Annotated in this window: 23 protein-coding genes; 13 read left to right on the forward strand and 10 right to left on the reverse strand. The window is 73.6% G+C overall.

The window, feature by feature from the left end; all coding sequences use genetic code 11:
- Window positions 1-22: 22 nt before the first annotated feature.
- The 7 genes from ACPPVO_RS53270 (at window position 23) to ACPPVO_RS53300 (ending at window position 6,248) form a co-directional block, all read left to right on the forward strand.
- Window positions 23-592, forward strand: coding sequence for an ECF transporter S component (locus ACPPVO_RS53270; protein ID WP_360381812.1), 570 nt, complete (start codon window positions 23-25; stop codon window positions 590-592).
- Window positions 593-1,921 (forward strand): ABC transporter ATP-binding protein, encoded by a 1,329-nt coding sequence (locus ACPPVO_RS53275; protein WP_426507072.1) that lies wholly within the window; start codon window positions 593-595, stop codon window positions 1,919-1,921.
- Entirely contained in the window at window positions 1,918-2,625 is a 708-nt protein-coding gene (locus tag ACPPVO_RS53280; RefSeq protein ID WP_426507074.1) for an energy-coupling factor transporter transmembrane component T family protein, read from the forward strand. The genes ACPPVO_RS53275 and ACPPVO_RS53280 overlap by 4 nt, the downstream gene beginning before the upstream one ends.
- A 77-nt stretch (window positions 2,626-2,702) precedes the next feature.
- Window positions 2,703-4,424, forward strand: a complete 1,722-nt coding sequence (locus ACPPVO_RS53285; protein ID WP_426507075.1) for a PHP domain-containing protein — start codon at window positions 2,703-2,705, stop codon at window positions 4,422-4,424.
- A complete protein-coding gene (locus ACPPVO_RS53290; protein WP_426507076.1) occupies window positions 4,424-4,801 on the forward strand; it encodes a hypothetical protein in 378 nt (125 codons plus the stop codon). The genes ACPPVO_RS53285 and ACPPVO_RS53290 overlap by 1 nt, the downstream gene beginning before the upstream one ends.
- 48 nt (window positions 4,802-4,849) lie before the next feature.
- Window positions 4,850-5,359, forward strand: a complete 510-nt coding sequence (locus tag ACPPVO_RS53295; protein WP_426507077.1) for a MarR family winged helix-turn-helix transcriptional regulator — start codon at window positions 4,850-4,852, stop codon at window positions 5,357-5,359.
- Window position 5,360: 1 nt separating this feature from the next.
- Window positions 5,361-6,248, forward strand: a complete 888-nt coding sequence (locus ACPPVO_RS53300; protein ID WP_426507078.1) for an aminotransferase class IV — start codon at window positions 5,361-5,363, stop codon at window positions 6,246-6,248.
- A gap of 161 nt (window positions 6,249-6,409) precedes the next feature.
- On the opposite strand, the gene ACPPVO_RS53305 is transcribed toward ACPPVO_RS53300, so the two are convergent.
- Window positions 6,410-7,114: an HAD family hydrolase gene (locus tag ACPPVO_RS53305; RefSeq protein ID WP_426507080.1), complete on the reverse strand. Its 705-nt coding sequence runs from the start codon at window positions 7,112-7,114 to the stop codon at window positions 6,410-6,412.
- Window positions 7,115-7,312: 198 nt separating this feature from the next.
- On the opposite strand from ACPPVO_RS53305, the gene ACPPVO_RS53310 reads away from it, so the two are divergent.
- The 4 genes from ACPPVO_RS53310 to ACPPVO_RS53325 are packed head-to-tail and all read left to right on the forward strand — an operon-like array spanning window position 7,313 to window position 13,052.
- Complete coding sequence (locus ACPPVO_RS53310; protein WP_426507082.1) at window positions 7,313-10,543, forward strand: FtsK/SpoIIIE domain-containing protein; 3,231 nt, start codon at window positions 7,313-7,315, stop codon at window positions 10,541-10,543.
- Between the two features lie 15 nt (window positions 10,544-10,558).
- Window positions 10,559-11,452 (forward strand): GTPase Era, encoded by an 894-nt coding sequence (era, locus tag ACPPVO_RS53315; protein ID WP_426507083.1) that lies wholly within the window; start codon window positions 10,559-10,561, stop codon window positions 11,450-11,452.
- Window positions 11,452-12,258 carry a DNA repair protein RecO gene (gene recO / locus ACPPVO_RS53320; RefSeq protein WP_426507085.1) on the forward strand — a complete coding sequence of 269 codons (807 nt, stop codon included), beginning with the start codon at window positions 11,452-11,454 and terminating at the stop codon, window positions 12,256-12,258. The genes era and recO overlap by 1 nt, the downstream gene beginning before the upstream one ends.
- Window positions 12,255-13,052: an isoprenyl transferase gene (locus ACPPVO_RS53325; RefSeq protein WP_426507087.1), complete on the forward strand. Its 798-nt coding sequence runs from the start codon at window positions 12,255-12,257 to the stop codon at window positions 13,050-13,052. The genes recO and ACPPVO_RS53325 overlap by 4 nt, the downstream gene beginning before the upstream one ends.
- Window positions 13,053-13,118: 66 nt before the next feature.
- On the opposite strand, the gene ACPPVO_RS53330 is transcribed toward ACPPVO_RS53325, so the two are convergent.
- From ACPPVO_RS53330 to ACPPVO_RS53345, 4 genes are all read right to left on the reverse strand, one after another.
- On the reverse strand, window positions 13,119-13,457 hold the full coding sequence (locus tag ACPPVO_RS53330; RefSeq protein ID WP_360381794.1) for a cytidine deaminase: 339 nt from the start codon (window positions 13,455-13,457) through the stop codon (window positions 13,119-13,121).
- Entirely contained in the window at window positions 13,450-14,772 is a 1,323-nt protein-coding gene (locus ACPPVO_RS53335; protein WP_426507089.1) for a hemolysin family protein, read from the reverse strand. The genes ACPPVO_RS53330 and ACPPVO_RS53335 overlap by 8 nt, the downstream gene beginning before the upstream one ends.
- A 93-nt stretch (window positions 14,773-14,865) precedes the next feature.
- Window positions 14,866-15,321: an rRNA maturation RNase YbeY gene (gene ybeY, locus ACPPVO_RS53340; protein ID WP_426507090.1), complete on the reverse strand. Its 456-nt coding sequence runs from the start codon at window positions 15,319-15,321 to the stop codon at window positions 14,866-14,868.
- Between the two features lie 14 nt (window positions 15,322-15,335).
- Window positions 15,336-16,409, reverse strand: a complete 1,074-nt coding sequence (locus tag ACPPVO_RS53345) for a PhoH family protein (RefSeq protein ID WP_360381789.1) — start codon at window positions 16,407-16,409, stop codon at window positions 15,336-15,338.
- 222 nt (window positions 16,410-16,631) lie between these two features.
- Here ACPPVO_RS53345 and ACPPVO_RS53350 point away from each other — a divergent pair, with 222 nt between their 5' ends.
- The gene (locus tag ACPPVO_RS53350) at window positions 16,632-17,417 is read left to right on the forward strand and encodes a VOC family protein (protein ID WP_426507091.1); all 786 of its coding nucleotides are present in this window, start codon (window positions 16,632-16,634) and stop codon (window positions 17,415-17,417) included.
- Here the strand turns inward: ACPPVO_RS53350 and ACPPVO_RS53355 are convergent.
- Together ACPPVO_RS53355 and ACPPVO_RS53360 are read right to left on the reverse strand one after the other, a co-directional pair.
- Complete coding sequence (locus ACPPVO_RS53355; RefSeq protein ID WP_426507093.1) at window positions 17,414-18,763, reverse strand: serine hydrolase domain-containing protein; 1,350 nt, start codon at window positions 18,761-18,763, stop codon at window positions 17,414-17,416. The two genes, ACPPVO_RS53350 and ACPPVO_RS53355, sit on opposite strands and share 4 nt — an antisense overlap.
- Window positions 18,760-19,113, reverse strand: a complete 354-nt coding sequence (locus tag ACPPVO_RS53360; protein ID WP_426514864.1) for an HIT domain-containing protein — start codon at window positions 19,111-19,113, stop codon at window positions 18,760-18,762. Before ACPPVO_RS53360 ends, ACPPVO_RS53355 begins: the two co-directional genes overlap by 4 nt.
- A 15-nt stretch (window positions 19,114-19,128) precedes the next feature.
- Here ACPPVO_RS53360 and ACPPVO_RS53365 point away from each other — a divergent pair, with 15 nt between their 5' ends.
- Window positions 19,129-19,854 carry an SDR family NAD(P)-dependent oxidoreductase gene (locus ACPPVO_RS53365; protein ID WP_426507095.1) on the forward strand — a complete coding sequence of 242 codons (726 nt, stop codon included), beginning with the start codon at window positions 19,129-19,131 and terminating at the stop codon, window positions 19,852-19,854.
- Between the two features lie 386 nt (window positions 19,855-20,240).
- Here the strand turns inward: ACPPVO_RS53365 and ACPPVO_RS53370 are convergent, their stop codons facing one another.
- From ACPPVO_RS53370 to hrcA, 3 genes are all read right to left on the reverse strand, one after another.
- A complete protein-coding gene (locus ACPPVO_RS53370) occupies window positions 20,241-20,939 on the reverse strand; it encodes a 16S rRNA (uracil(1498)-N(3))-methyltransferase (RefSeq protein WP_426507097.1) in 699 nt (232 codons plus the stop codon).
- A 375-nt stretch (window positions 20,940-21,314) separates the two neighbouring features.
- A complete protein-coding gene (dnaJ, locus tag ACPPVO_RS53375; RefSeq protein ID WP_426507099.1) occupies window positions 21,315-22,439 on the reverse strand; it encodes a molecular chaperone DnaJ in 1,125 nt (374 codons plus the stop codon).
- 26 nt (window positions 22,440-22,465) lie between these two features.
- The gene (gene hrcA, locus ACPPVO_RS53380; RefSeq protein ID WP_426507101.1) at window positions 22,466-23,488 is read right to left on the reverse strand and encodes a heat-inducible transcriptional repressor HrcA; all 1,023 of its coding nucleotides are present in this window, start codon (window positions 23,486-23,488) and stop codon (window positions 22,466-22,468) included.
- Window positions 23,489-23,619: the final 131 nt, after the last annotated feature.

A 23,619-nucleotide genomic window follows, 5' to 3' on the forward strand; every position in this document is an offset into this window, starting at 1 on the left:
CTGAACTGGGAGGTATCCAACAATGCAGACTCGTTGGCGGACCGTCGACATCGTCGTCGCGTCCATCATCGCCGTCGCCTTCGCCGGGGTGTTCTACGCCTGGAACAACCTGTGGAACGCGCTGGACAGCTTCGCGCTGCCGTGGCGCGCGGTGATCTACGGCGTGTGGCTCATCCCCGCGGTCCTCGGGCCGCTCGTGATCCGCAAGCCCGGCGCCGGGCTGTACACCGAGCTCGTGGCCGCGATCGTCTCGGCGCTCTTCGGCTCGGCCTGGGGGCTCACCGTCGTCGTGTCCGGCCTGGTGCAGGGCATCGGCGGCGAGTTCGGCTTCGCCGCGACCGGCTACCGCGGGTACAAGCTGGGCAATGCGCTCGTCGCGGGCGCGCTGTCCGGCGCCGGGGCGGCGCTGTTCGACCTGAGCGTGTACTACGGCGACACGTTCACCGCCGGGCAGAAGTGGACCTACGCCGCGCTGGTCGTGGCCAGCGGCGCGGTCGTCGCCGGGGCCGGCAGCTGGGCGCTGCAGCGCGCGCTGGCGCGGACGGGCGTGCTGGACCGGTTCCCGTCCGGGCGGGAACGCGTAGCAATCTGAGTGAGCACGGTCGAGCTCAGGAACTTCGGGTGGCGGCACGCCGGGCGCAAGGCCTGGGCGGTCCGCCACCTCGACCTGCGCATCGAGCACGGCGAGCGGGTACTGCTGCTGGGCGCCTCCGGGGCCGGCAAGTCCACCCTGCTCGCCGCGCTCGCCGGCCTGCTCGCCGAGGACTCCGGCGAGCAGGAGGGCGAGGTCCTGCTCGACGGGCGCCCCGCGCGGCAGGCGCGCGGCGAGACCGGGATCGTCTTCCAGGACCCGCAGACCCAGCTCGTGATGAGCCGGGCCGGCGACGACGTCGCCTTCGGCCTGGAGAACCGGGGCGTGCCCCGGTCCGAGATCTGGCCGCGGGTCGACGCGGCGCTGACGGCCGTCGGGTTCCCCTATGACCGCGGCCGCGGTACCGCCGAGCTCTCCGGCGGCGAGCAGCAGCGCCTGGCCATCGCCGGGGTCATCGCGCTGCGGCCCGGGCTGCTGCTGCTCGACGAGCCGACCGCGAACCTCGACCCGGACGGGGCGCAGCTCGTCCGCACCGCCATCGCCAAGGTCATCCAGGATCTCGACGCGACCCTGGTGCTGGTCGAGCACCGCGTCGACGAGGCCCTGCCCCTGGTCGACCGCACGATCGTGATCGGCGACGACGCGGGCGCCGTCTGGACCCCCGGCGCCCCGCTGCCGTCCCGCCGGGCCGCCTCCGCCCCCGGCGAGGCCCTGCTCACCGCCGAGCGGCTGGCCCTGCCGCACACCGCCAACACGGTCGACGAGGCCGTCCTCGCGGGCCAGGCGCTCGCCGTCGAGGGCCCCAACGGCGCCGGCAAGACCACCCTGGCGCTGCTGCTCGGCGGCCTGACGCGGCCGTCCGGCGGGCGGGTGGTGGCCGCGGCCGCGCTGGCCGGCCGGGACGCGGGCCGCCCGCCGCACCGCTGGCGGGCGCGCAGCCTGGCCGCCCGGATCGGCTCGGTGTTCCAGAACCCGGAGCACCAGTTCGTCACCAGCACCGTCCGGGCCGAACTGGCCCTGGGGGGCGCGCCGGAGGCGACGGTCGACGAGCTGCTCCAGCGGCTGTACCTCGACCGCCTGGCCCTGGCCAACCCCTTCACGCTCTCCGGGGGCGAGCAGCGCCGGCTCAGCGTCGCGACCGCCCTCGCCGCCGCCCCGCGGGTGCTGGTCCTGGACGAGCCGACGTTCGGGCAGGACCTGCGGACCTGGCGCGAGCTGGTGACCCTGCTGGCCGACCTGCGCGACGAGGGCCGGGCCCTGGTGCTGGTGACCCACGACCCGCAGCTCGTGGCGGCGATCGGCGACCGACGGCTGGAGCTGGGACGATGACCTGGCTCGCCCGCCGCGACGCGACCGCCAAGCTCGCCGCCGCGCTGCTGGTCACCGCGGCCGTCGTCACCACCCTCGACCCGGTCGCCTCGCTGACCGTCATCGGCGCGCTGCTGGTGCTGCTGCCCTTCACCGGGCTCGGGCCGGCGACCCTGTGGCGGCGGGGCTGGCCGATCCTGCTCTCCGCCACCGGGATCTTCCTGTTCACGGTGCTCCTCGGGGCCCGCGACTCGCCGGTCGTCGCCCACCTCGCCGGGCTCGACGTGCGCGCGAACGCGGTCGGCTACGCGCTGCGGCTGCTCGCGGTCGGGCTGCCCGGCTTCGTGGTCTTCGCCACCATCGACCCGACCGACCTCGCCGACTCGCTCGTCGCCCACCTGCGGGTCCCGCCCCGGTTCGCGATCGGCGCCCTGGCCGCGCTGCGCCTGGCGCCGCTGCTGGCCGGGGAGTACCGGCTGATCCGGCTGGCCCGGCGTGCCCGCGGTACCGCCGCCGGGCCCTTCTCCACGCTCTTCGGCCTGCTGGTGGCGGCCATCCGGCGGGGCATCCGGCTGGCCACGGCCATGGAGGCGCGCGGGTTCGACCGTGCCGGACCGCGCACGATCGCCCGGGACACGCGATTCGGCTGGATGGATGCGCTGGTGGTGACCCTCGGCCTCACCCTCGCGGCGGCTGTGATCTTGCTGAAGTTCGCGCGGGCATAGGCATATCGCTACCTGTTGTTCGCCCGTGCGGTCGAGGGTCGCCCATGAGGACCATCTAACTCTGCTGAGGAGCCTTCATGGGTCACGGCCATCATCACCACCACGAGGACATGCCGCAGGCCGCCGGCGACGTCCCCGCGGTGCTCGACGCCTCGATCCCGGACAGCGAGCTCTCCCCCGGCGACGTCTCCCGGCGCGGCTTCCTGCGCCGGGCGGGCCTGCTCGGAGCGGCGGCCGCCGCGGGCGGTGCGCTCGCCAACGCCGGCGTCGCGCACGCGCACGACGACAACGACCACCACGACTTCGACGGCTGGGACCGCCACGGGCACAGCCGCCCGACGGCGCGCAGCTACAAGTGGCTGGCGGGCGACCACCACATCCACACCCAGTTCTCCAGCGACGCCATGTACCGGGTCTCCGACCACGTGCGGCACGCCTCCGCCTACGGCCTGGACTGGATGGTCATCACCGACCACGGCAGCGTCCAGCACTCCAAGATCGGCGTCGACAAGGTCAACCCGCTGATCCGCGAGGCCCGCGACGACTTCAAGGACATGCTGGTCTTCCAGGGCCTGGAGTGGAACATCCCGGCCGCGGAGCACGGCACCGTCTTCGTGCACCCGGGCGCCAACGAGCTCGCCGTGCTCAAGGAGTTCGAGGGCACGTTCGACGGCTCGGTCCAGGGCGCGGTCAACCCGGCCAACGTCACCGAGGCCCTGGCCATCGCCGGCATCAAGTTCCTCGGCGACCAGGTCACCAAGCGGCGGGTCCAGGACGCGCTGTTCCTGGCCAACCACCCGGCCCGCAACGGCGTCGACTCGCCGCACGAGATCCGCGGCTGGCGCGACGCCAACCCGCAGATCGCGATCGGCTTCGAGGGCGCGCCGGGCCACCAGGCCGCCGGCATCGCCAAGCCCAACGGCGCCGGCGCCGGCCGCGGCTTCTACGAGAACGCCCCCAACGCGAACTCGTTCGCGGCCTACCCGCCGGAGAGCTACCGCACCTGGGGCGGCTTCGACTGGATGACCGCGACCGTCGGCGGCCTCTGGGACAGCCTCCTGGCCGAGGGCAAGCCGTGGTGGATCACCGCGAACTCGGACTCGCACGTCGTCTACGAGGAGACGGCGAAGCGCCCCGACAACACGGACTTCGCCACCAACGGGTACCACTTCGACCCGGTGTACGGCCAGCCGACCAACCTCACCACCGGTGACTTCTGGCCGGGCTACTACAGCCGCACCCACGTCGGCGCGAGCAACTTCGCCTACGCCGCGGTCATGGCGGGCCTGCGCGCCGGCCGGGTCTGGGTCGACCACGGCGGCCTGATCAGCGACCTCGACGTGCAGGTGCGCGTCAAGGGCTCGCCGGTCGGCGTGACCCTGGGCGACTCGCTGATGCTGCGCCGCGGCCAGAGCGCCGAGCTGGTCATCCGGATCAACCTGGCCAACACGCCGAACTGGGCGAACTTCGTGCCGACCCTGGCCCGTGTCGACGTCATCCGCGGCGCCGTCAAGGGTGCCGTGTCCGACAAGGACACGTTCAAGGCGCCGGACACCAAGGTCGTCAAGTCGTTCGAGGTCAACAAGTCGACCGGGACCGTGTCGTTCACCTACGACCTGGGCGTGGCCGACCAGCCGTTCTACGTGCGGCTGCGCGGCACCGACGGCAACCGCACGGCGCCGGGCTACCTTGGCGCGGCGATCGACCCGACCGGCCCGGCGATCGACGTCCTCGGCGACGCCGACCCGTGGAAGGACCTCTGGTTCTACGCGAACCCGATCTGGATCCTCCCCCGGTAATGCCGTTCCCCGACGTCCAGGCGGCGGACCACCACATCCTGACGGAAGGCCGCGCCGCGTTCACGTACTTCGCCGGCGGCCAGGTCGAGGTCGGCACCGAGGCCCCGCCGGAGGGCGCCCGCCAGGTGGCGTTCGCGGGTCACGAGGGGCTCAAGGGCACGATCCCGGTCTCGGCCATCCTGGCCGGCTCGGCGATCGAGAAGGTCGTGATCCTCGGCGGCCTGGCGGCGGTGCCGGAGATGCTCGTGGACACCCGCGACTTCGTGCGGCCGGTCTGGCGTGACGGCGTGCTGACGCTCGTCACCCAGTTCGCCCGCAACGGGGTCCTGGTGCCCTTCGAACCACCGAACAACCGGCCCTGCTGCGCCGGCCACTAGACGGTAGGGCCCTTCGGAACCCCGAAGGGCCCTATTAGTCTCGTACCCATGCCCAGGGACCACGTCGAGTCGATCGTCGACGAGTGGCGGCAGCAGCTGCCCGACGTCGTCGGCCCGTCCATGGAGCTGGGCAAGCGCGTGCACCGCCTGGCCGGCCGGCTGCAGGAGGCCGTGCGCCACGAGACCGCGGCCATGGGGCTCACCCCGGCCGAGTTCGACGTGCTCTCGGCGCTGCGCCGGGCCGGGCCGCCCTACGCGCTCAAGCCCTCCGAGCTCGCCGCCGGCCTGCTGCTGACCTCCGGCGGGATCAGCAACGTGCTGCGCCGGCTGCAGCAGGACGGGCTCATCGAGCGCGCGGCCGACCCCGCCGACGCCCGGGTCGCCTGGGTGCGGCTGAGCGAGCCCGGCGTCGCGGCGGCCGAGAAGATCGTGCGGGCCGTCACCGGCGCGCAGGCCCGCCTCTTCGCCGCCGCCGACGCGACCCTGGTGGCCGAGGCGGCCGACCGGCTCCGCGAGCTGCTCATCGCGCTCGGCGACACCGCAAAGGACAAGGACTGAAATGCTGCAGCGGTACGACGCACGCAACGCCGGCCTCCGGTACTGGGTCAACGGCACGCTCCGGCACCGCGACGAGCCGGGCATCTCCCCGTTCGACTCCGTCGTGCAGGGCGGCGACGCGGTGTGGGAGGGGCTGCGACTGTACGACGGCGGCGTCTTCGGCCTGCACGAGCACCTGACGCGGCTGCGGCGCTCGGCCCTGTCGCTGGGCTTCGAGGGCATCCCGGCCGACGCCGAGATCATCGCGGCCCTGCGCGAGACCCTGACCGCCAACGACATGCGCGACGGGGTGCACGTCCGGCTCACCCTGACCCGGGGCGTGAAGGTCACCAGCGGCATGGACCCGCGGCTCAACCGCTCCGGCTGCACGCTGATCGTGCTCGCCGAGTTCAAGGCGCCGGTGTACGACACCACCGGCCTCACCCTCGTGACGAGCAGCGTGCGCCGGCCGTCCCCGGACGTGCTCGACCCGCGCATCCACCACAACAACCTGCTCAACTCGATCCTGGCCAAGATCGAGGCGAACGTGGCCGGCGCCGACGACGCGATGATGCTCGACGCGCGCGGCTTCGTCGCCGAGACCAACGCCACCCACCTGTTCGCGGTCGCCGGCGGCGAGCTGATGACCCCGCACGCGGTCGCCTGCCCGGAGGGCATCACGCGCGACACCGTCCTGCGGATCGCGCCGCTGCCGGTGCGGGTGCGCGACCTGGCCCAGGTGGAGATGTACACCGCCGACGAGGTCTTCTGCACCGGCACCATGGGCGAGATCGCCGGCGTGGTCGCGATCGACGGCCGCCCGATCGGCGAGGGCAAGGTGGGCCCGGTGACCCGGCAGATCGCGGAGCTGTACCGCGCCCACGCCCGCGAGAACGCCGTCCCGGTCTAGGGGCTGTGTCGAAGTGGGGGTCGGAGCGAGGCGAGGCTCAGGCGTCGGCTGGGGCCGCGCCGGGCGCGCCCCGATACCGGGGTTGTATCGGGGTGTGACCGCTACGGTTCCCGGCGGCGTCTGAGTCCGCCGCAGCCCGGCCATCCACTTCAACACAGCCCCTAGGAGCGCAGCGCCGCCGCGGCGAGCTCCTCGTACAGCGGCCGGGCCCGGTCCACGAGCGGCCGCAGGTGCGCGGGGACCTCGGCCGGGGCCGGGTCGTAGGGCCCGAAGCCGGTGGAGCGCTCGACCGCGGCGTACCAGTGCGGCGCCCACACCCCGTCCGTGGCGCGCCGCCCGGCCGGCCAGGACAGCATCGCCGGGTCCCAGGCCAGCCCGAGCGCCGCGCACAGGGCGCCCAGCGTGCCGGCCGGATCGCGCAGCACGTCGGCGGCGTCGACGACCGGCCCGCCGTACGCGCGGAAGATCTCGGCCTGCTGCGGGTACCCGAGGTCCTCCAGCGTCGGCTCGCCGCGCACCTTGGCGTAGGAGGCCACGACCGCGGCCGGGTCGCGGATCAGGAACGCGTTGCTCACCCGCGCCAGCCAGTCCCGCCCGACCTCCGGCAGCAGGTGGTGGGTCATGTGCTTCTGGTAGAACACCGCGGCGTCCACGGGCGCCAGCAGCCCGGCGACCGCGTCCGCCCACCCCTGCGGCTGGGAGGCCAGGATCTCCTCCCGGCCCGGGTGCGCCAGGCCGGTCGCGGCCAGGTAGTGGGCGTAGAGCGGCTCGTCGACGACGACCGTGCCGGGCCGCGCGCCGAAGCTGCGCATCATCGCCGTGGAGATGTTGCGGGGCCCTGACCACATCGCGACTCGCACCGTCATGGTCCAGGAGGGTAACCCACGCACCGTTCCACCCGTTTTACTCGCGTATAGCACGAAATCCTGGCGCGCGTCGATGCGATCCACTCGGCGTTGCGGCGCTTACTGTCGAGGACGGAGCCTCGCAGTGCGTCCGCCCCGCCACCAGGCTTTCTGGAGACCGACGACGGATCTGCTGCGCGGGAAGAAGGGGGCCGGTCGATGGACCTGCTGATCGACGTGCGAGTGACGAGGCGCGACTCGTCGGCGACGCTGGATCGCACGGTCCGGCTGCGAGCCGACCCGGGCGGCGCGGTCGCCGACCTCATCGCCGCCCTGCTGGGCCTGCTGGACCCGGCCGAACGGCCGCAGCAGACCACGTGGGCCTGGCTGGCCCGCACCGGCCGCCGGCTGGACCCGAACCGCCCGCTGGGCGACCAGGGGCTGCGCTGCGGCGACACGGTCCTGCTGGCCCCGCCCGAGCAGCGCCCCGAGCGGCCGGCACGGGTCGAGGGGCACCGCTTCGAGCTGCTGGTGCTGGCCGGCCCGGACGCCGGGATCTGGGTGCCGCTGGCCCCGGGCGAGTTCGTGATCGGCACCGACCCGGCGAGCGACCTGGTGCTCACCGACGCCTCGGCCGGGCGGCGCCACCTGCACCTGGGCATCGGCAGCCACGAGGTGGCCGCGACCGACCTGCGCTCCCCGGCCGGCACCCGGCTCGACGGCGAGCCGCTGACCGGGACGGTGACGCTGGCCGGCGGGCAGCTGCTGCGGCTCGGGGCCACGCTCGTCACGGTCGAGGAGGTGCCTGCGGAGGCGCCCGCGCCCAAGGGGCCCCCGCCGGCGGTGTGGCTTCCGGTGGTACCGCAGCCGCCCAAACGCCGCCGTCTCGGCCTGCGCCGCCGGGCCGCCGACCCCACCGCCGAGTTCGCGGACGCCATGGAGCGGGCCGAGGCCGACGCCGCCATCAAGCACCGGGCCGTCGTGGAGGCGCGCCGGGCCGAGGCGCCCAGCGTGGCGCACCTGGCCCGGGCGGCCGACCGGCAGGAGAAGCCGGCCCGCCGCCCCGACGACCGGGACTTCCTCACGCTGCGCATCGCCACCGCCGACCAGCCGAGCCGGCTGCGCTTCGAGCAGGCGGCGACCACCGGCGACTTCGACATCGCGCACACCGACCGGATCGCGCAGCTGCGGCAGCGGTACTCCGTCGACCCCGACGTCCCCGTCGAGGCCGACCTGCGCGCCCTCGGCGCCCTCGGCGCCCTCGGCGACGAGGAGACCCGCCGGGCCGTGCTGCGCTCCTGGGTCGTGCAGCTGGCCACCCTGGCCGGCCCGAACGACCTGGCCCTGGTCGTGCTGGCCACGCCGGAGGAGGCCGAGCACTGGCGCTGGACCGGCTGGCTGCCGCACACCCGCACGCTGACCGCGGCGTTCGCGCCCGGCGCCCGCACCGTGGCCGCCCAGGAGGAGGATCGCCGGCGGGTGCTGGGCCTGGTCGAGGCCCTGCTGCGGCAGCGGCGGCTCGGCCGGCACGCGATCGCCGAGCAGTTCGTCCCGCACGTCGTCGTGGTCCTGCCCGACCCGGACTCGGTACCGCCGGACGCCCTCGCCCGCCTCGTCGAGGACGGGCCCCGGGGCGGCATCAGCCTGCTCACCGCGGCCGGCAGCGCCCGGGCGCTGCCGGCCGGGGTGGTCGCGCTGGAGGGCGACGGGATCGGCGCGGCGGTCGCCGACCGGGTCGCGCACGTCCTGGCCGCCAACCGCGACGCGGCCGGCGGCGCCGCGCCCCGCATCGCGCCGCTGGGCGAAGTCCTCGGCCTCGGCGGGGAGCCGGCCCCGAGCGCGATCGTGAAGCGCTGGGTGCCCTCGACCCGCGACCGCGGCCTGGCCGCCCCGATCGGGTTCGGCGGCACCGGCCCGCTGGTGGTCGACCTGCGCCGCGACGGGCCCAACGGCATCATCGCGGGCACCCCGGGCTCGGGCCGGGCCTGGCTGCTGCGCTCCTACCTGGCCGCGCTGGCGGCGACGTACCCGGCCAACCGGCTCACGTTCGTGCTCGTCGACGCGGCCGGCACCACGTTCGCCGAGTGCACCGAGCTGCCGCACACCGTGGGGCTGTTCACCGGCGACGACTGGGCCCCTGACCCTGGTTACGCCGCCCGGCGGGTTCTGGTCTCTCTCGGGGCCGAGGTGCGCCGGCGGGAGGCGGTCCTGCGCCGGCACAGCGTCAAGGACATCGTCGAGATGGAGCGCCGGCACCCGGCCGCGGCCCCGGCCAACCTGCTCATCGTCGTGGCCGAGCTCACCACCGTGCCGCCGGAGTTCGTCACCGGGCTGCGGGAGCTGGCGCGGCGGGGGCGGACGGCCGGGGTACATCTGCTGCTGTCCACCGCCTTCCCGGCCGGCGCCGTCGACGACGACCTGCGCGCGGAGGCGCCGCTGCGCATCGCGCTGCGGGTCGAGACGGAGCAGGACAGCCTGGAGGTGCTGGAGCGCCCCGACGCCGCGCACCTGTCCCCGCTGCTGCCCGGCCGCGCGTTCGTGCGCACGGTGACGTCGGACCCCGACGCGGTGCAGATCGCGTACGGCGGGGCCCGCTCCCCCGCCGACCGCTCGGCCGGCCCGACCCTGGTCACCGAGTGGCGCTTCGAGTCCGGCCTGCACACGCCGGTGCCGGAGCTCGAGGACGACCCCGGCCCGGCCGCCCCCGCCCCCACCGCCCCGCCCGCCGACGACGGCGAGGTCACCGACCTGCAGCGCCTGGTCGCGGCGATCTCCGTGGCGCACCGGGAGGCGCGGGTGCCCGACCAGCTCAAGGCCTGGCACGCGCCGCTGGACGCCACGTACGAGCTCGACGAGCTGCCGGAGTCGACCGGGGACGCGTTCGCCGCGCCGATCGGGATGGTGGACCTGCCCAACTCCCAGGCGGTGCAGGTCTGGCCGCTGGACCTCGACGAGCTCGGGCACCTGCTGGTCTTCGGGCCGTCCGGGGCGGGCAAGACGACGCTGCTGGACACGGTGGCGGCCGCGTTCGCCCGGCGCTACGACGGGGCGGCGCTGCGGGTGTACCGCGTCGACGCCGCCGACGCCGCGGCGACCGCCAAGCTGCTGTGCACCATCGGCGAGCTCGTCGCCGAGCGGGCCGCGCTCGAGGAGCACGACGGGGCCCGGGTGCTGGTGCTCGTCGACGGGCACGACCCGCTGCTCAACGACGCGCTGACCGCCGTCGCGGCGGGCGGGAAGGCGGTCGGGGTGCACCTGATCCTCGCGACCGAGCAGCGCAGTGCGGTACCGACGTCGCTGTCCCGGCTCATGCCCGGCCGCATCGTGCTGCGCTCGGCGGGGCGGGGCGTGGTGGAGAGCACGGTGGAGCTCCAGGTCGCCCGGGCGGCCTCGCACCCGGTCCCCACAACTCCTGCACAGCGCCCCCGCCAGTTGCAGCTGGAGGTTTGAGTACGCTGAACCATCGTGCAGCACAATTCTGGTGAGTACCGTGCGGGCTTCGCCTGCTTCGTCGGCCGTCCGAACGCCGGCAAGTCGACGCTGACCAACGCGATCGTCGGCCAGAAGATCGCGATCACGTCGCCGAAGCCCCAGACCACCCGCCACACGGTGCGCGGCGTGGTCCACCGGCCCGACTCCCAGCTCGTGCTGGTCGACACGCCCGGGCTGCACCGCCCGCGCACGCTGCTCGGCGAGCGCCTCAACGACCTCGTGCGCGCCACCTGGAGCGAGGTCGACGTGATCGGCCTGTGCCTGCCCGCCGACGAGGAGATCGGCCGCGGCGACCGGTTCATCAGCGGCGAGATCGCCGAGCTCAAGGCGACCCTGGTCGCGGTCGTGACCAAGACCGACCTGGTCGACCGCGCGACCCTGGCCAAGCGCCTGCTGGCGGTGCAGGAGCTCGGCGAGTTCGCCGACATCGTGCCGGTGAGCGCGGTCTCCGGCGAGCAGGTGCAGACGCTCGTCGACGTGATGATCAACCACATGCCCCGCTCGCCCCAGCTGTACCCCGACGACATGCTCACCGACGAGCCCGAGCAGGTGCTCATGGCCGAGCTGATCCGCGAGGCGGCCCTCGACGGGGTCCGCGACGAGCTGCCGCACTCGATCGCCGTGCTCGTCGAGGAGGTAATCCCCGAGGACGGCCTGACCCGCATCTACGCCGACATCTACGTCGAGCGCTCCAGCCAGAAGGCGATCGTCCTCGGCCACCAGGCGAGCCGGCTCAAGGAGGTCGGCACGCGGGCCCGCCGGGAGATCGAGGACCTCATCGGCGGCCGGGTCTACCTCGACCTGCACGTGCGCGTGGCCAAGGACTGGCAGCGCGACCCGAAGCAGCTTCGCCGCCTGGGCTTCTGATGTCCGGCGGCTCCGGCTTTCGGGGAAAGCTGTATCGGGACGACGCGGTCGTGCTGCGGGTGCAGAAGCTGGGCGAGTCGGACCGGATCATCACGCTGTTCACGCGCCACCACGGCCGCGTCCGCGCCGTCGCCAAGGGCGTGCGCCGCACCACCTCGAAGTTCGGGGGGCGCCTGGAGCCGTTCGGGCACATCGACGTACAGCTGCTGGAGGGGCGCACCCTCGACGTGATCAGCCAGGTGGAGGGCGTCGACCTGTTCGGCCGGCGGTTCCTGGACGACTACTCGCGGTACACGGTGGCCAGCGCCATCGCCGAGACCGCCGAGCGGCTCACCCCCGTCGAGCAGGAGCCGTCGCTGCGGCTGTTCCAGCTGACCCTGGGCGCCCTGCGCGCGCTGGCCGTGGCCGAGCACGCGTGCAGCCTGGTGCTCGACGCGTACCTGCTGCGGGCCATGAGCTCGGCCGGCTGGGCCCCGGCGCTGCGCGAGTGCGCCGTCTGCGGCACGCCCGGCCCGCACCGCGGCTTCTCGATCGCGGCGGGCGGCGCGGTCTGCCCCGACTGCCGCCCCCCGGGCGCGGCCCACCCCGCCCCGGCGACGATCGGCCTGATGACGGCGCTGACCGAGGGCGACTGGGCCGTGGCCGACAACGCGTCACCGGTCCATCAGCGCGAGGCGAGCGGCCTCGTGGCCGCGCACCTGCAGTGGCACCTGGAACGCACCCTGCGCTCACTACCCTTGGTGGATCGCGAGGAGCGCCGCATTCCCGCGCAACCGCCCGGCCCCATCCGAGAGGAACGTTCGTGAGCAGGAACTTCCGCCCGCCGTCCGTGCACCCCACCGGTGCCCGCCCCCCGGCGCTGCCGAAGGAGGCCGTGCCGCAGCACGTGGCCATCATCATGGACGGCAACGGCCGCTGGGCCAAGCAGCGCGGCCTGCCCCGCACCGCGGGCCACACCGCCGGCGAGGCCGCCCTGTTCGACGTGATCGAGGGCGCCCTGGAGCTCGGCGTGAAGTACGTCAGCGCCTACGCCTTCTCCACCGAGAACTGGAAGCGCTCGCCCGACGAGGTCCGCTTCCTCATGAACTTCAACCGCGAGGTGATCCACCGCCGCCGCGACCAGTTCCACGAGATGGGCATCCGCGTCCGCTGGGCGGGCCGCCGCCCCCGCCTGTGGCGCTCGGTCATCGGCGAGCTCGAGCACGCCGAGCAGCTCACCCGCCACAACGACCTGCTCACGTTCACGATGTGCGTCAACTACGGCGGCCGCGCGGAGGTGGCCGACGCCGCGGCGCGCATAGCCGCCGACGTGAAGGCGGGCCGCCTCAAGGCCGACCGCATCACGGAGAAGACCTTCGCCCGCTACCTGGACGAGCCCGACCTGCCCGACGTCGACCTCATGATCCGCAGCTCGGGCGAGATGCGCACGTCGAACTTCATGATCTGGCAGGCCGCGTACGCCGAGTTCGTCTCGGTCGACACGCTGTGGCCCGACTTCGACCGCCGCCACCTCTGGTACGCGTGCGAGGTCTACGCCAAGCGCGACCGCCGCTTCGGAGGCGCCATCCCCAACCCGGTGATCCCGACCCTGACGGACTGAGCCGGGATCCGCTGGTCCTTGCCGCCTTGAGCGCGCCGGCGCCGGACTTTCGTCGCCGGGTGGGCGTCAGTCGGTGACGGTGGTGAAGACCTTCGCGTCCGGGGCGGCCACGTGGATCGGCGCCGCCGGCGAGACGTCGCGCACCGCCGCGTGGCCCAGGCCGTCCAGGGTCGAGGCCTCCGTCACCACCGCGGCCGCCTCGAGCTTCGTCGCGCCCGACGACACCGCCGACGCCACGGCCAGCTGCAGGGCGGTGAGCGAGAGCGACGGCAGGGCGACGGACGCGGCGTTGTACGTGCGGCCGTCGCCGTCGCGGACGGCGGCGCCCTCCACCGCGCCGGTGCGGGCTCGGGCCGCGCGGGCCAGGGTCACCAGCTTGGCGTCCTCGGCGGACAGGTCAGGCATCGGCGTGCTGCCTCTCGGTCTCGTGGCTGGCCTGGTCCTCGTCGCCCGGATCGGCCCGGCGGACGAGCAGGGTGTCGATGCGGTTGCGGCGGCCGGCGGTACCTTCGGCGACGAGCACCAGCCCGCCCACGACCGCGGTCGCGCCCGGGATCGGGACGCGGCCGAGGGCCTGGGCCAGCAGGCCCGCGACGGTCTCGACCTCGTCGGCGGGCAGCTCGACGTCGAACAGCTCGCCGAGGTCCTCGATGGGCAGGCGGCTGGTGACGCGCACGGCGCCGTCGGGCAGCTCCTCGACCGGCGGGCGCTCGGCCACGTCGTACTCGTCGGTGATCTCGCCGACGATCTCCTCGAGGATGTCCTCGATCGTCACGATCCCGGCCGTGCCGCCGTACTCGTCGATGATCACCGCCATGTGCGTGCGCGCGGCCTGCATCTCGCGCAGCAGGTCGTCGACCGGCTTGGACTCGGGCACGAATGTCGCGTCGCGCATGGCCTGGGCGACCGGCACCTCCGCGGCCCCGGTGTCGTTGCCGGCGGTACGGCGGACGAGGTCCTTGAGGTACGCGATGCCGAGCACGTCGTCGACGTTCTCGCCGACCACGGGGATGCGCGAGAAGCCGCTGCGCATCGCGAGCATCAGGGCCTGGCGCACGGTCTTGTGGGCCTCGATCCAGACCATCTCGGTGCGCGGCACCATGACCTCGCGGGCGATGGTCGTGCCGAGCGCGAACACGGAGTGGATCATGTCGCGCTCGCCGTGCTCCACGACGCCGCGCTGCTCGGCGATGTCGACGAGCTCGCGCAGCTCGATGGTGGTGGCGAACGGGCCCTCGCGGTACCCCTTGCCGGGCGTCACCGCGTTGCCGATGAGGATCAGCAGCCGGGCGAGCGGGCCCAGGGCCGTGCCGAGCCAGCGCACCGGCGGGGCGGCGAAGCGGGCGACGTGGTACGCGTGCTGGCGCCCCATCGTCCGCGGCGCGACGCCCACGACGACGAAGCTGATGACGGTCATGACGCCGGCGGTGATCAGGGCGGCGAGCCAGTCGCGGCGGCCGCCGACGGCCGCCGCGGTCTCCAGTGCGACGAGGGTGGTCGCGGTGAGCTCGCAGAGCAGGCGCAGCAGCAGGAGCAGGTTGATGTACCGCGCGGGATCGGCCGCGATCACCTCGAGCGCCCCGGCGCCGGGCTTGCCCTCGCGGGCGAGCTCGTGCGCACGGGCCGGGGAGACCACGTTGAGCGCGGCGTCGGTCATCGCGAACAGCCCTGCGAGCACGACCAATCCGGCGGCCGTGGTCAGCAGTGTGACGTCGCTCACGCCGACACCTCCGCTTCGCTCCGGCGCCGGCGCGAGTCATGGCTGCGCCTATGGTTCACGGCCTCTCGGCTGCGCTCCGAACCGCTCACGGGATCAAGACTTTCGCCAGCTCTCCAGCAGTCTCGCCTGGAGGCCGAACATCTCGGCCTCCTCTTCGGGCTCGGCATGGTCGTACCCGAGCAGGTGCAGGATGCCGTGCACGGTCAGCAGCGCCAGCTCGTCGATCGCGGCGTGCCCGGCGGCGGCGGCCTGTTTGGCGGCCACCTCCGGGCAGAGCACGATGTCGCCGAGCAGCGCCGGCTCGCCGGAGCCCTCGCCGGGCCCGTGGTCGACGCTGCCCTCGTCCATCGGGAAGGCCAGGACGTCCGTGGGGCCGTCGCCGTCCATCCAGCGGTGGTTGAGCTCGGTCATGTACTCGACGTCGACGCACAGGATCGACAGCTCGGCGAGCGGGTTGACCCCCATCTCGTCGAGCGCGTGCCGGGCCACCGCGAGCACGGTGTCGGAGTTGACGTCGACGCCGGACTCGTTGGCGATCTCGATGGACAACAGGGCTCCCGTGGCTATCTGCGTCGCCCGGGCCGGCCGCCCTGTGCGGCGCGGTCCGGGACGGCACGCACCGGCTGCTGAGCCTCCTGCGCTTCGTCCCAGCGGGCATAGGCGTCCACGATCTCACTGACCAGCCGGTGGCGCACGACGTCGGCGCTGCCGAGCTGGGCGAAGTGGACATCCTCGACGCCGTCGAGGATCTCACGGACGACCCGGAGGCCCGAGCGGGTACCCCCGGGCAGGTCGACCTGCGTCACGTCGCCGGTGACGACGATCCGCGAGCCGAAGCCGAGCCGGGTCAGGAACATCTTCATCTGCTCGGGCGTGGTGTTCTGGGCCTCGTCGAGAATGATGAAGGCGTCGTTGAGGGTCCGGCCGCGCATGTACGCCAGCGGCGCCACCTCGATCGTCCCGGCCGCCATCAGTTTCGGGATGGACTCCGGGTCGATCATGTCGTGCAGCGCGTCGTACAGCGGCCGCAGATAAGGGTCGATCTTGTCGTAGAGCGTGCCGGGCAGGAAGCCCAGCCGCTCGCCGGCCTCGACCGCCGGGCGGGTCAGGATGATCCGGTTGACCTGCTTGGCCTGCAGCGACTGGACCGCCTTGGCCATGGCCAGGTAGGTCTTGCCGGTGCCGGCCGGGCCGATGCCGAACACGATCGTGTGCTGGTCGATCGAGTCGACGTAGCGCTTCTGGCCCAGGGTCTTGGGGCGGATCGTGCGGCCCCGCCGGGAGAGGATGTTGAGGGTCAGCACCTCGGCCGGGCGCTCGCTGGTGTTCTGCTGCAGCATGCCGACGGTGCGCCGGACGTTGTCCGCGGTCAGGGTCTCCCCCTTGCGCACCAGCTCGATCAGCTCGCTGAAGACGCGCTCGGCCAGCGCGTTGTCCGCGGCGGCGCCGGTGATGGTGATCTCGTTGCCCCGCACGTGCACATCGCTGCTGACCGACCGCTCGACGAGCTTCAGGATCTCGTCGCCGGCCCCGAGCAGCCTGACCATGACGTGCGGGTCGGGAACGGTGATCTTGCTGATGGCCCGCACGGGCTGCTCCGACGACGTCGCCGGCACGGGGTTTGGGGTCTCGGTCATACCTTGGCCGCGGTGGGCCTCAAGCACCTGCTTCCGGGCTCGCTCCAACCTGGGCTCATGTCCAGGCTCTTCATGGTATCGGCTGCGGGCGCGAGCGACCGGCCCCATTTTTTTGCTCCGTACGTGTTCAGCCGATCATGCTGTCTGTGACGAATCGACCACGCACCACCCACCTGGGCTGATAGGGAGGCAGTTGACCGATTCGAATAGGGGGCCGGAGCCATGGTCGAACGCAACGGATACATCGACGGCGAGCCCTGCTGGGCGGATGTCGTGGCGGCGGACGTCCCGGCCGCCCAGCACTTCTACACATCCGTGTTCGGCTGGGAGTACGCCGACACCGGCGCCCACTTCGGCAACTACGTCATGTGCCTGCGCAACGGCCGGATCGTGGCCGGCATGAGCCCGCCGATGCCCGGGTCGGAGCAGCTGCCGGCCGCCTGGAGCCTGTACCTCATGTCCCACGACCTCGCCGCGACGTCCCGGCGCATCGAGGAGCACGGCGGCAAGATGCTCGTCGCGCCGATGGACATCCCCGGGAACGGCCGGATGCTCTTCGCGATGGACCCCTCGGGCGCCGCGTTCGGGGCTTGGGAGCCGGGCCGGCACACCGGCTCGCAGCTGTTCGACGAGACCGGCGCCCTGTGCTGGGCCGAGGTGACGACGCGGGAACCCACCGTGACCGACTTCTTCTACCACGGCCTCTTCGGATACCGGCAGACCAGGATCGCCGGTATCCCCGACTCCGGGGACGAAGCGTTCGACTACTCAGCGTGGAGCCTCGGTGACGCCGACCCGGTCGCGGGCCGCCTCACGATGACCTCGGAGTGGGACGGCGTCCCGGCCCACTGGAGCGTCTACTTCGCCACCGACGACACCGACGCCGCCGCCGGGCGCGTCGTTACGGCGGGTGGCCGGGTGCAGCACGGCCCGTTCGACTCCCCGCACGGCCGCCTGGCCGTGGTCGAGGACCCCAACGGGGCCGTGTTCACCATGATCAGCCGCTAGAAGGCGTGGCCGTCGAAGGCCTCCTGGCCCCGGCTGAAGCGGTACGTCGCCCAGTGCATCCGCACCACGGTGCCGTCGGCGTCGCGCGTGAGCCGTAGCAGCTCCCCCGCCTCCCGCCCGGACACGGTGCGGAACACGTCCGGCGCCCCGTCGACGACCGCGAACACCGCCGGCGGCCGCTTGCCCGGCGCGTCGATCGAGCGCGCGTGCAGGGTGCCGTCGCGCCAGCTGAAGCCGTACTCGAAGCCCTCGCTCCACCACCGCCCGAGCACGCTGCGGTACTGCGCCGGCGCGGGGGGCCCGGGGACCCACGGCGCGATGTCGGCGGGGTCGTGCTCGACCACGGCCTCGAGCAGCTCGTGCGGCAGCTCGAAGATCTCGCCGGCGGTACCCGAAGAGCCCAGCGCGGCCGCCGCGAGCGCCTTGGGCGTGGCTCCCCCGCCGGCCCGTCCGTAGGCGCCGGCGAGGAACCCGGGCATCGCCCCGTCGTGCCCGACGTGCACGACCCGCTCGGGGCCCGGGCGCGGGTGCAGGATCAGGCCGAGCCCGAAGCCGCGGGCCCACAGCACGTCCTCGGTCACCACCTGCGGCGCGCGCATCTCCTCGACCGTCGCCGCGGACAGCACGGTGCCGTTCGGGTCCATCTCGCGCGGGTCGGACAGGAAGGCGGCCCAGCGGGCCAGGTCGGCCGCGGTGCTCCACAGCTGCGCGGCCGGGCCGACGGCGCCGAAGTCGGTCGACGGCTCCGGGTGGGCGTAGTCGGACCAAGCGTCGACCTGGTAGCCGGTCACCGGCCGCTGCGGGACGACCGCCGTGTCGTTCAGGCCGAACGGGTCGAGGATGCGGTCCTGCAGCACCTCGGCCCAGGTGCCGCCGCGCAGCCGCCCGACCAGGTGCCCGAGCAGCGCGATGGCCAGGTTCGAGTAGTGGAAGCGCAGCCCGGGCCGCAGCACCTGCTCGGCCCGGTCCAGCCGGCCCAGCAGCTCCTCCAGGTCGGGCGCCTGCATGGTGTCCCAGACGTCGCCGAACGGCTCGCGCTGCAGGCCCGAGGAGTGCGAGAGCATCCGGCCGACGGTGAGCTCGCCGTGGGCCTTCACGGGCAGGTGCCGGGCGATCTGGTCGTCGAGGTCGAGCAGCCCCTCGTCGCGGCACTGCATGACGAGCACCGCCGTGAAGGTCTTGGTGATCGACCCCATCCGCAGCTGGCTGCCGGCGTCGACCCCCTCGCCCACCTGTAACGTCCACATCGGACGGTCGGCCCGGTGGACCGCGACGCTCAGGGCCGGCACCCGGGCGTCGGCCTGGACGCGGCGGGCGATCCGCTCGTACCGCTGCGTCGCCTTCACCGCGCCACCATCGGCCCGGTCCGGACGCCCCCGAGCACGTGCCCGTGCGCGTGGAAGACGTCCTGGCCGCCGTCGGCGCCGGTGTTGAAGACGAGCCGGAACCCGCTCGCCGCCACCCCCTCGGCCGCGGCCACCGCCGCGGCCGTGGCGAGCACGTCGCCGGCCAGGCCCGGGTCGGCCACGGCGAGCGCGGCGACGTCGGCGTGGTGGGCCTTCGGGATCACCAGCACGTGCACCGGAGCCTGGGGGTGGATGTCGCGGAAGGCCAGCGTCGTGGCGGTCTCGTGGACCACCGTCGCCGGAGTCTCGCCCGCGACGATGCGGCAGAACACGCAGTCACTCGTCACCAGGGCATCCTAAGGACCATGACTGCCCAACGAGTCCTCATCACCGGCGCGGCGCGTGGCATCGGCGCCGCGATCGCGCACGCGTTCGCCGGCGGCGGGGCGCGCGTGGCCGTACACCGCCGCTCGCCCGGCCCGCTCGACCTGCCCGGCGAGGGCCACACGGTGGTGACCGGCGACCTGGCGGACCCGGATGCGGTACGCGCACTGGTCGACGCCGCCGCCGACGCCCTCGGCGGGCTGGACGTGGTGGTGAACAACGCCGCCGTGTACCTCGAGCACAAGATCACCGAGGTGTCGTACGAGGAGTGGCAGGCCGCCTGGCGCGACACCCTGGCCGTCGACCTCCTGGCCCCGGCGAACGTCTGCTGGTGCGCGGTGCGGCACCTGGGCCCGGGCGGGCGCATCGTCAACGTCAGCTCGCGGGGCGCCTACCGCGGGGAGCCGGACCACCCCGCGTACGGCGCGGCGAAGGCGGCCCTCAACGCCATGACCCAGAGCCTGGCGCGGGCTCTCGGGCCGCGGGGCATCGCCGTGTCGGCGGTCGCGCCGGGCTTCGTGGCCACCGGCCTGGTGGCGGGCCTGCTCGCCTCCGCGGAGGGCGACGCGATCCGGGCCCAGAGCCCGTTCGGCCGGGTAGCGACGCCGGAGGAGGTGGCGGCGGCGGTGCTGTACCTGGCCTCGCCCGGGGCCGAGTGGTCCTCGGGCGCGGTCCTGGACCTCAACGGCGCGAGCTACTTCCGCTGAAGCGCCGGTTACCAGCGACCACCTTCGCCGCAGCGCCGGCCACCAGCGACCACCTTCGCCGCAGCGCCGGCCACCAGCGACCACCTTCGCCGCAGCGCCGGCCACCAGCGACCACCTTCGCCGCAGCGCCGGCCACCAGCGACCACCTTCGCCGCAGCGCCGGCCACCAGCGACCACCTTCGCCGCAGCGCCGGCCACCAGCGACCACCTTCGCCGCAGCGCCGGCCACCAGCGACCACCTTCGCCGCAGCGCCGGCCACCAGCGACCACCTTCGCCGCAGCGCCGGCCACCAGCGACCACCTTCGCCGCAGCGCCGGCCACCAGCGACCACCTTCGCCGCAGCGCCGGCCACCAGCGACCACCTCAGCTTCCGCTGCAAAGCCGGCTACCAGCGGCCGAGACGGACCGACAGGGCGGCCACCGCGGCCGCCCCCGCCGTCGAGGTCCGCAGCACCTCCCGGCCCAGGCGCACCGGCGTGCCCCCGATCAGGTCCAGCTCCTCCGGGGCGACCCCGCCCTCGGGCCCGACCACCAGCGTGATCTCCCCGGACGCGGGCAGCCGCACCGACGACAGCGGCTCCGCCGCCTCCTCGTGCAGGACCAGCACGGGGCCGGCGAGCGCGAGCTGCTTCGTGGTGCGCGCGGGCTCGACGACCGGCACCCACGAGCGCCGGGACTGCTTGGCCGCCTCGCGCGCGGTCGCGCGCCAGCGCTCCAGCGGCCGCTCGTCCTTCCAGCGCGCGATGCTCCGCGCCGCCTGCCAGGGCACGATGCGGTCCACGCCGACCTCGGTCAGCAGCTGCACGGCGAGCTCGGCCCGCTCCCCCTTGGCGATGCCCTGCACCACGGTCAGCGCCGGGTCGGGGGCGGGCTCGAACGTGCGCTCGTCGAGCTCCAGCGTCAGCGCGCCCTTGCGGGCGGCGGCGACCACGGCGCGGACGACGCCGCCGCGCCCGTCGGCCAGCAGCAGGGCCTCGCCGGGCGTGATCCGCTGCACATCGGCCGCGTGATGTCCCTCCGGGCCGTCGAGAACGAACGACGGGCCGGGCGGCAGCGCGGGTACCAGAAAAAGCGGCAGGCTCACGCCACCTCCTGGTGAGCGGCCTCTCCGCTTCGCTCCGAACCGCTCACGCCGCCTCCGCTCCGCTCCAGCAGCGCGAGCCAAACCTGCGCCCCCGGTGAGCGGCCTCTCCGCTCCGCTCCGAACCGCTCACGCCGCCTCCGCTCCGCTCCAGCAGCGCGAGCCAAACCTGCGCCCCCGGTGAGCGGCCTCTCCGCTCCGAACCGAACCGCTCACGCCGCCTCCGCTCCGCTCCAGCAGCGCGAGCCAAACCTGCGCCCCCGGTGAGCGGCCTCTCCGCTCCGAACCGAACCGCTCACGCCGCCTCCGCTCCGCTCCAGCAGCGCGAGCCAAACCTGCGCCCCCGGTGAGCGGCCTCTCCGCTCCGCTCCGAACCGCTCACGCGTGCCCGTTGAAGGCGTCGCGCATGCGCGAGAAGAAGCCGCCCTGCTTCGACAGCTCCGCGACCTCCTCGCCCCGGGTGCGGGCGAACTCGCGCAGCAGCTTCTCCTGCTCGGGCTCCAGGCGCGTCGGCGTGCGCACGTCCAGGTGGACGTAGAGGTCGCCGCGGCCGGCGCCGCGCAGGTGGGGCACGCCCTTGCCGCGGATGCGCAGGGTAGACGTCGGCTGGGTGCCGGCCTTCACCTCGACCGTCTCCTCGCCGTCGAGGGTCTTGATGGTCAGGCGGGTGCCGAGCGCGGCCGCGGTCATCGGCACGGTAACGCGGCAGTGCAGGTCGTCGTCCTTGCGGGAGTACACGTCGTGCGGGCGCTCGTGGATCTCGACGTAGAGGTCTCCGGGCGGGCCGCCGCCGGGGCCGACCTCGCCCTGCTGGGCCAGGCGGATGCGCATGCCGTCCTCGACGCCCGAGGGGATCTTGACGGTCAGCGAGCGGCGGGTGCGGACCCGGCCGTCGCCGCCGCAGGTCGCGCACGGGTGCGGGATCACGGTGCCGAAGCCCTGGCAGGCCGAGCACGGGCGGGCCGAGACGACCTGGCCGAGGAAGGTGCGCTGGACCGACTGGACCTCGCCGCGGCCCTGGCAGATCTCGCAGGTCTGCGGGTGGGTGCCCGGCGCGGTGCCGGCGCCCTGGCAGGTGGTGCAGACCACGGCGGTGTCGACCTGGATCGGGGCCTCGACGCCGAACGCGGTCTCGTGCAGGTCGAGGTCGAGGCGCAGGATCGCGTCGGCGCCCGGGCGCACGCGCGGGCGGGGCCCGCGGGCCGACTGAGTGCCGAAGAAGGCGTCCATGATGTCCTGGAAGCCCACGAACGCGCCGCCGGCGGGGCCGCCCCCGCCGCCGCTGGGCGCGAGGGGGTCACCGCCCAGGTCGACCATCTCCCGCTTGCGCGGGTCGGACAGGACCTCGTACGCGGCGTTGATCTCCTTGAACTTCTCCTGCGCCGCCGGGTCGGGATTCACGTCCGGGTGGAACTCGCGGGCCAACCGACGGTAGGCCCGCTTGATCTCATCGGCCGTGGAGTCCCGCTTGACGCCCAGAATCCCGTAATAGTCCTTCGCCACTGAGTCCTATGCCCCTGAGATAGATGTCAACTCTGTGCCAGCAGGTCGCCGACGTAGCGTGCCACGGCGCGCACGGTCGCGATGTTTCCGGGGTAGTCCATGCGGGTCGGGCCGAGCACGCCCATCCCGCCCACGACCATGGTGCCCGGTCCGTAGCCGGTGGCCACGATCGAAGCGGTGCGCAGGTCCTCGATCTCGTTCTCGTCGCCGATGCGCACCCGGGTCATGCTGGGCTCGACCTCGCCGAAGAGCTTGAGCAGGATGACCTCCTCCTCGAGCGCCTCGAGGATCGGCCGCAGCGAGCCCTGGAAGTCCAGCAGGCCACCGCGGGCCAGGTTGGCGGTGCCGGCGAGCGCGATGCGCTCCTCGGACCGCTCGACCAGGGTCTCCAGCAGCACCGTGGACAGGGCCGTCATCGGCGGCCGCAGCGACGGTGCCGTCTCCTCGACGAGGGCCACCACGAGCGGCGGCGTGTCGGCCAGCCGCTTGCCGACGAGCTTCTCGTTGATCAGGCGCCGCAGCTCGGTGACGTCGTCGGCCAGGATCGGCCCGGGCAGGTCGACGAGGCGCTGCTCGACCCGGCCGGTCTCGGCGATCATGACCACCATGATCCGCGTGGTCGAGATCGGCACCAGCTCGAAGTGCCGCACGCTGGCCCGCGACAGGCTCGGATACTGCACCACGGCCACCTGCCGGGTGAGCTGCGCGAGCAGCCGCACCGTGCGGTGGACCACGTCGTCGAGGTCGACCGCCCCGATCAGGAACCGCTCGATGGCCCGGCGCTCGGCCTGGCTCAGCGGCTTGACCCGGGAGAGCTTGTCGACGAAGAGCCGGTAGCCGGCGTCGGTGGGCACCCGGCCCGCGCTGGTGTGCGGTTGCCGGATGTACCCCTCCTCCTCCAGCACGGCCATGTCGTTACGGACCGTCGCCGGGGACACCCGCAGGTTGTGCCGCTCGACGAGCGACTTGCTCCCGACCGGTTCCTGGGTGGCGACGTAGTCCTCGACGATGGCGCGAAGCACTTCGAGCTTCCGCTCGTCAAGGCCCATGACACCTCCTCCAGGACTGGCACTCCCAACTGGTGAGTGCCAGTCTACGTCAGTCGCGCAGGGGCACGCGATGATCGTTTGGCGCACGATAGACGCCAACGGCGCTGGACTGGGCAAAAGTTGTCCAAAAG

The sequence above is a fragment of the Dactylosporangium sp. McL0621 genome (assembly GCF_049995355.1).
Lineage (GTDB): Bacteria > Actinomycetota > Actinomycetes > Mycobacteriales > Micromonosporaceae > Dactylosporangium.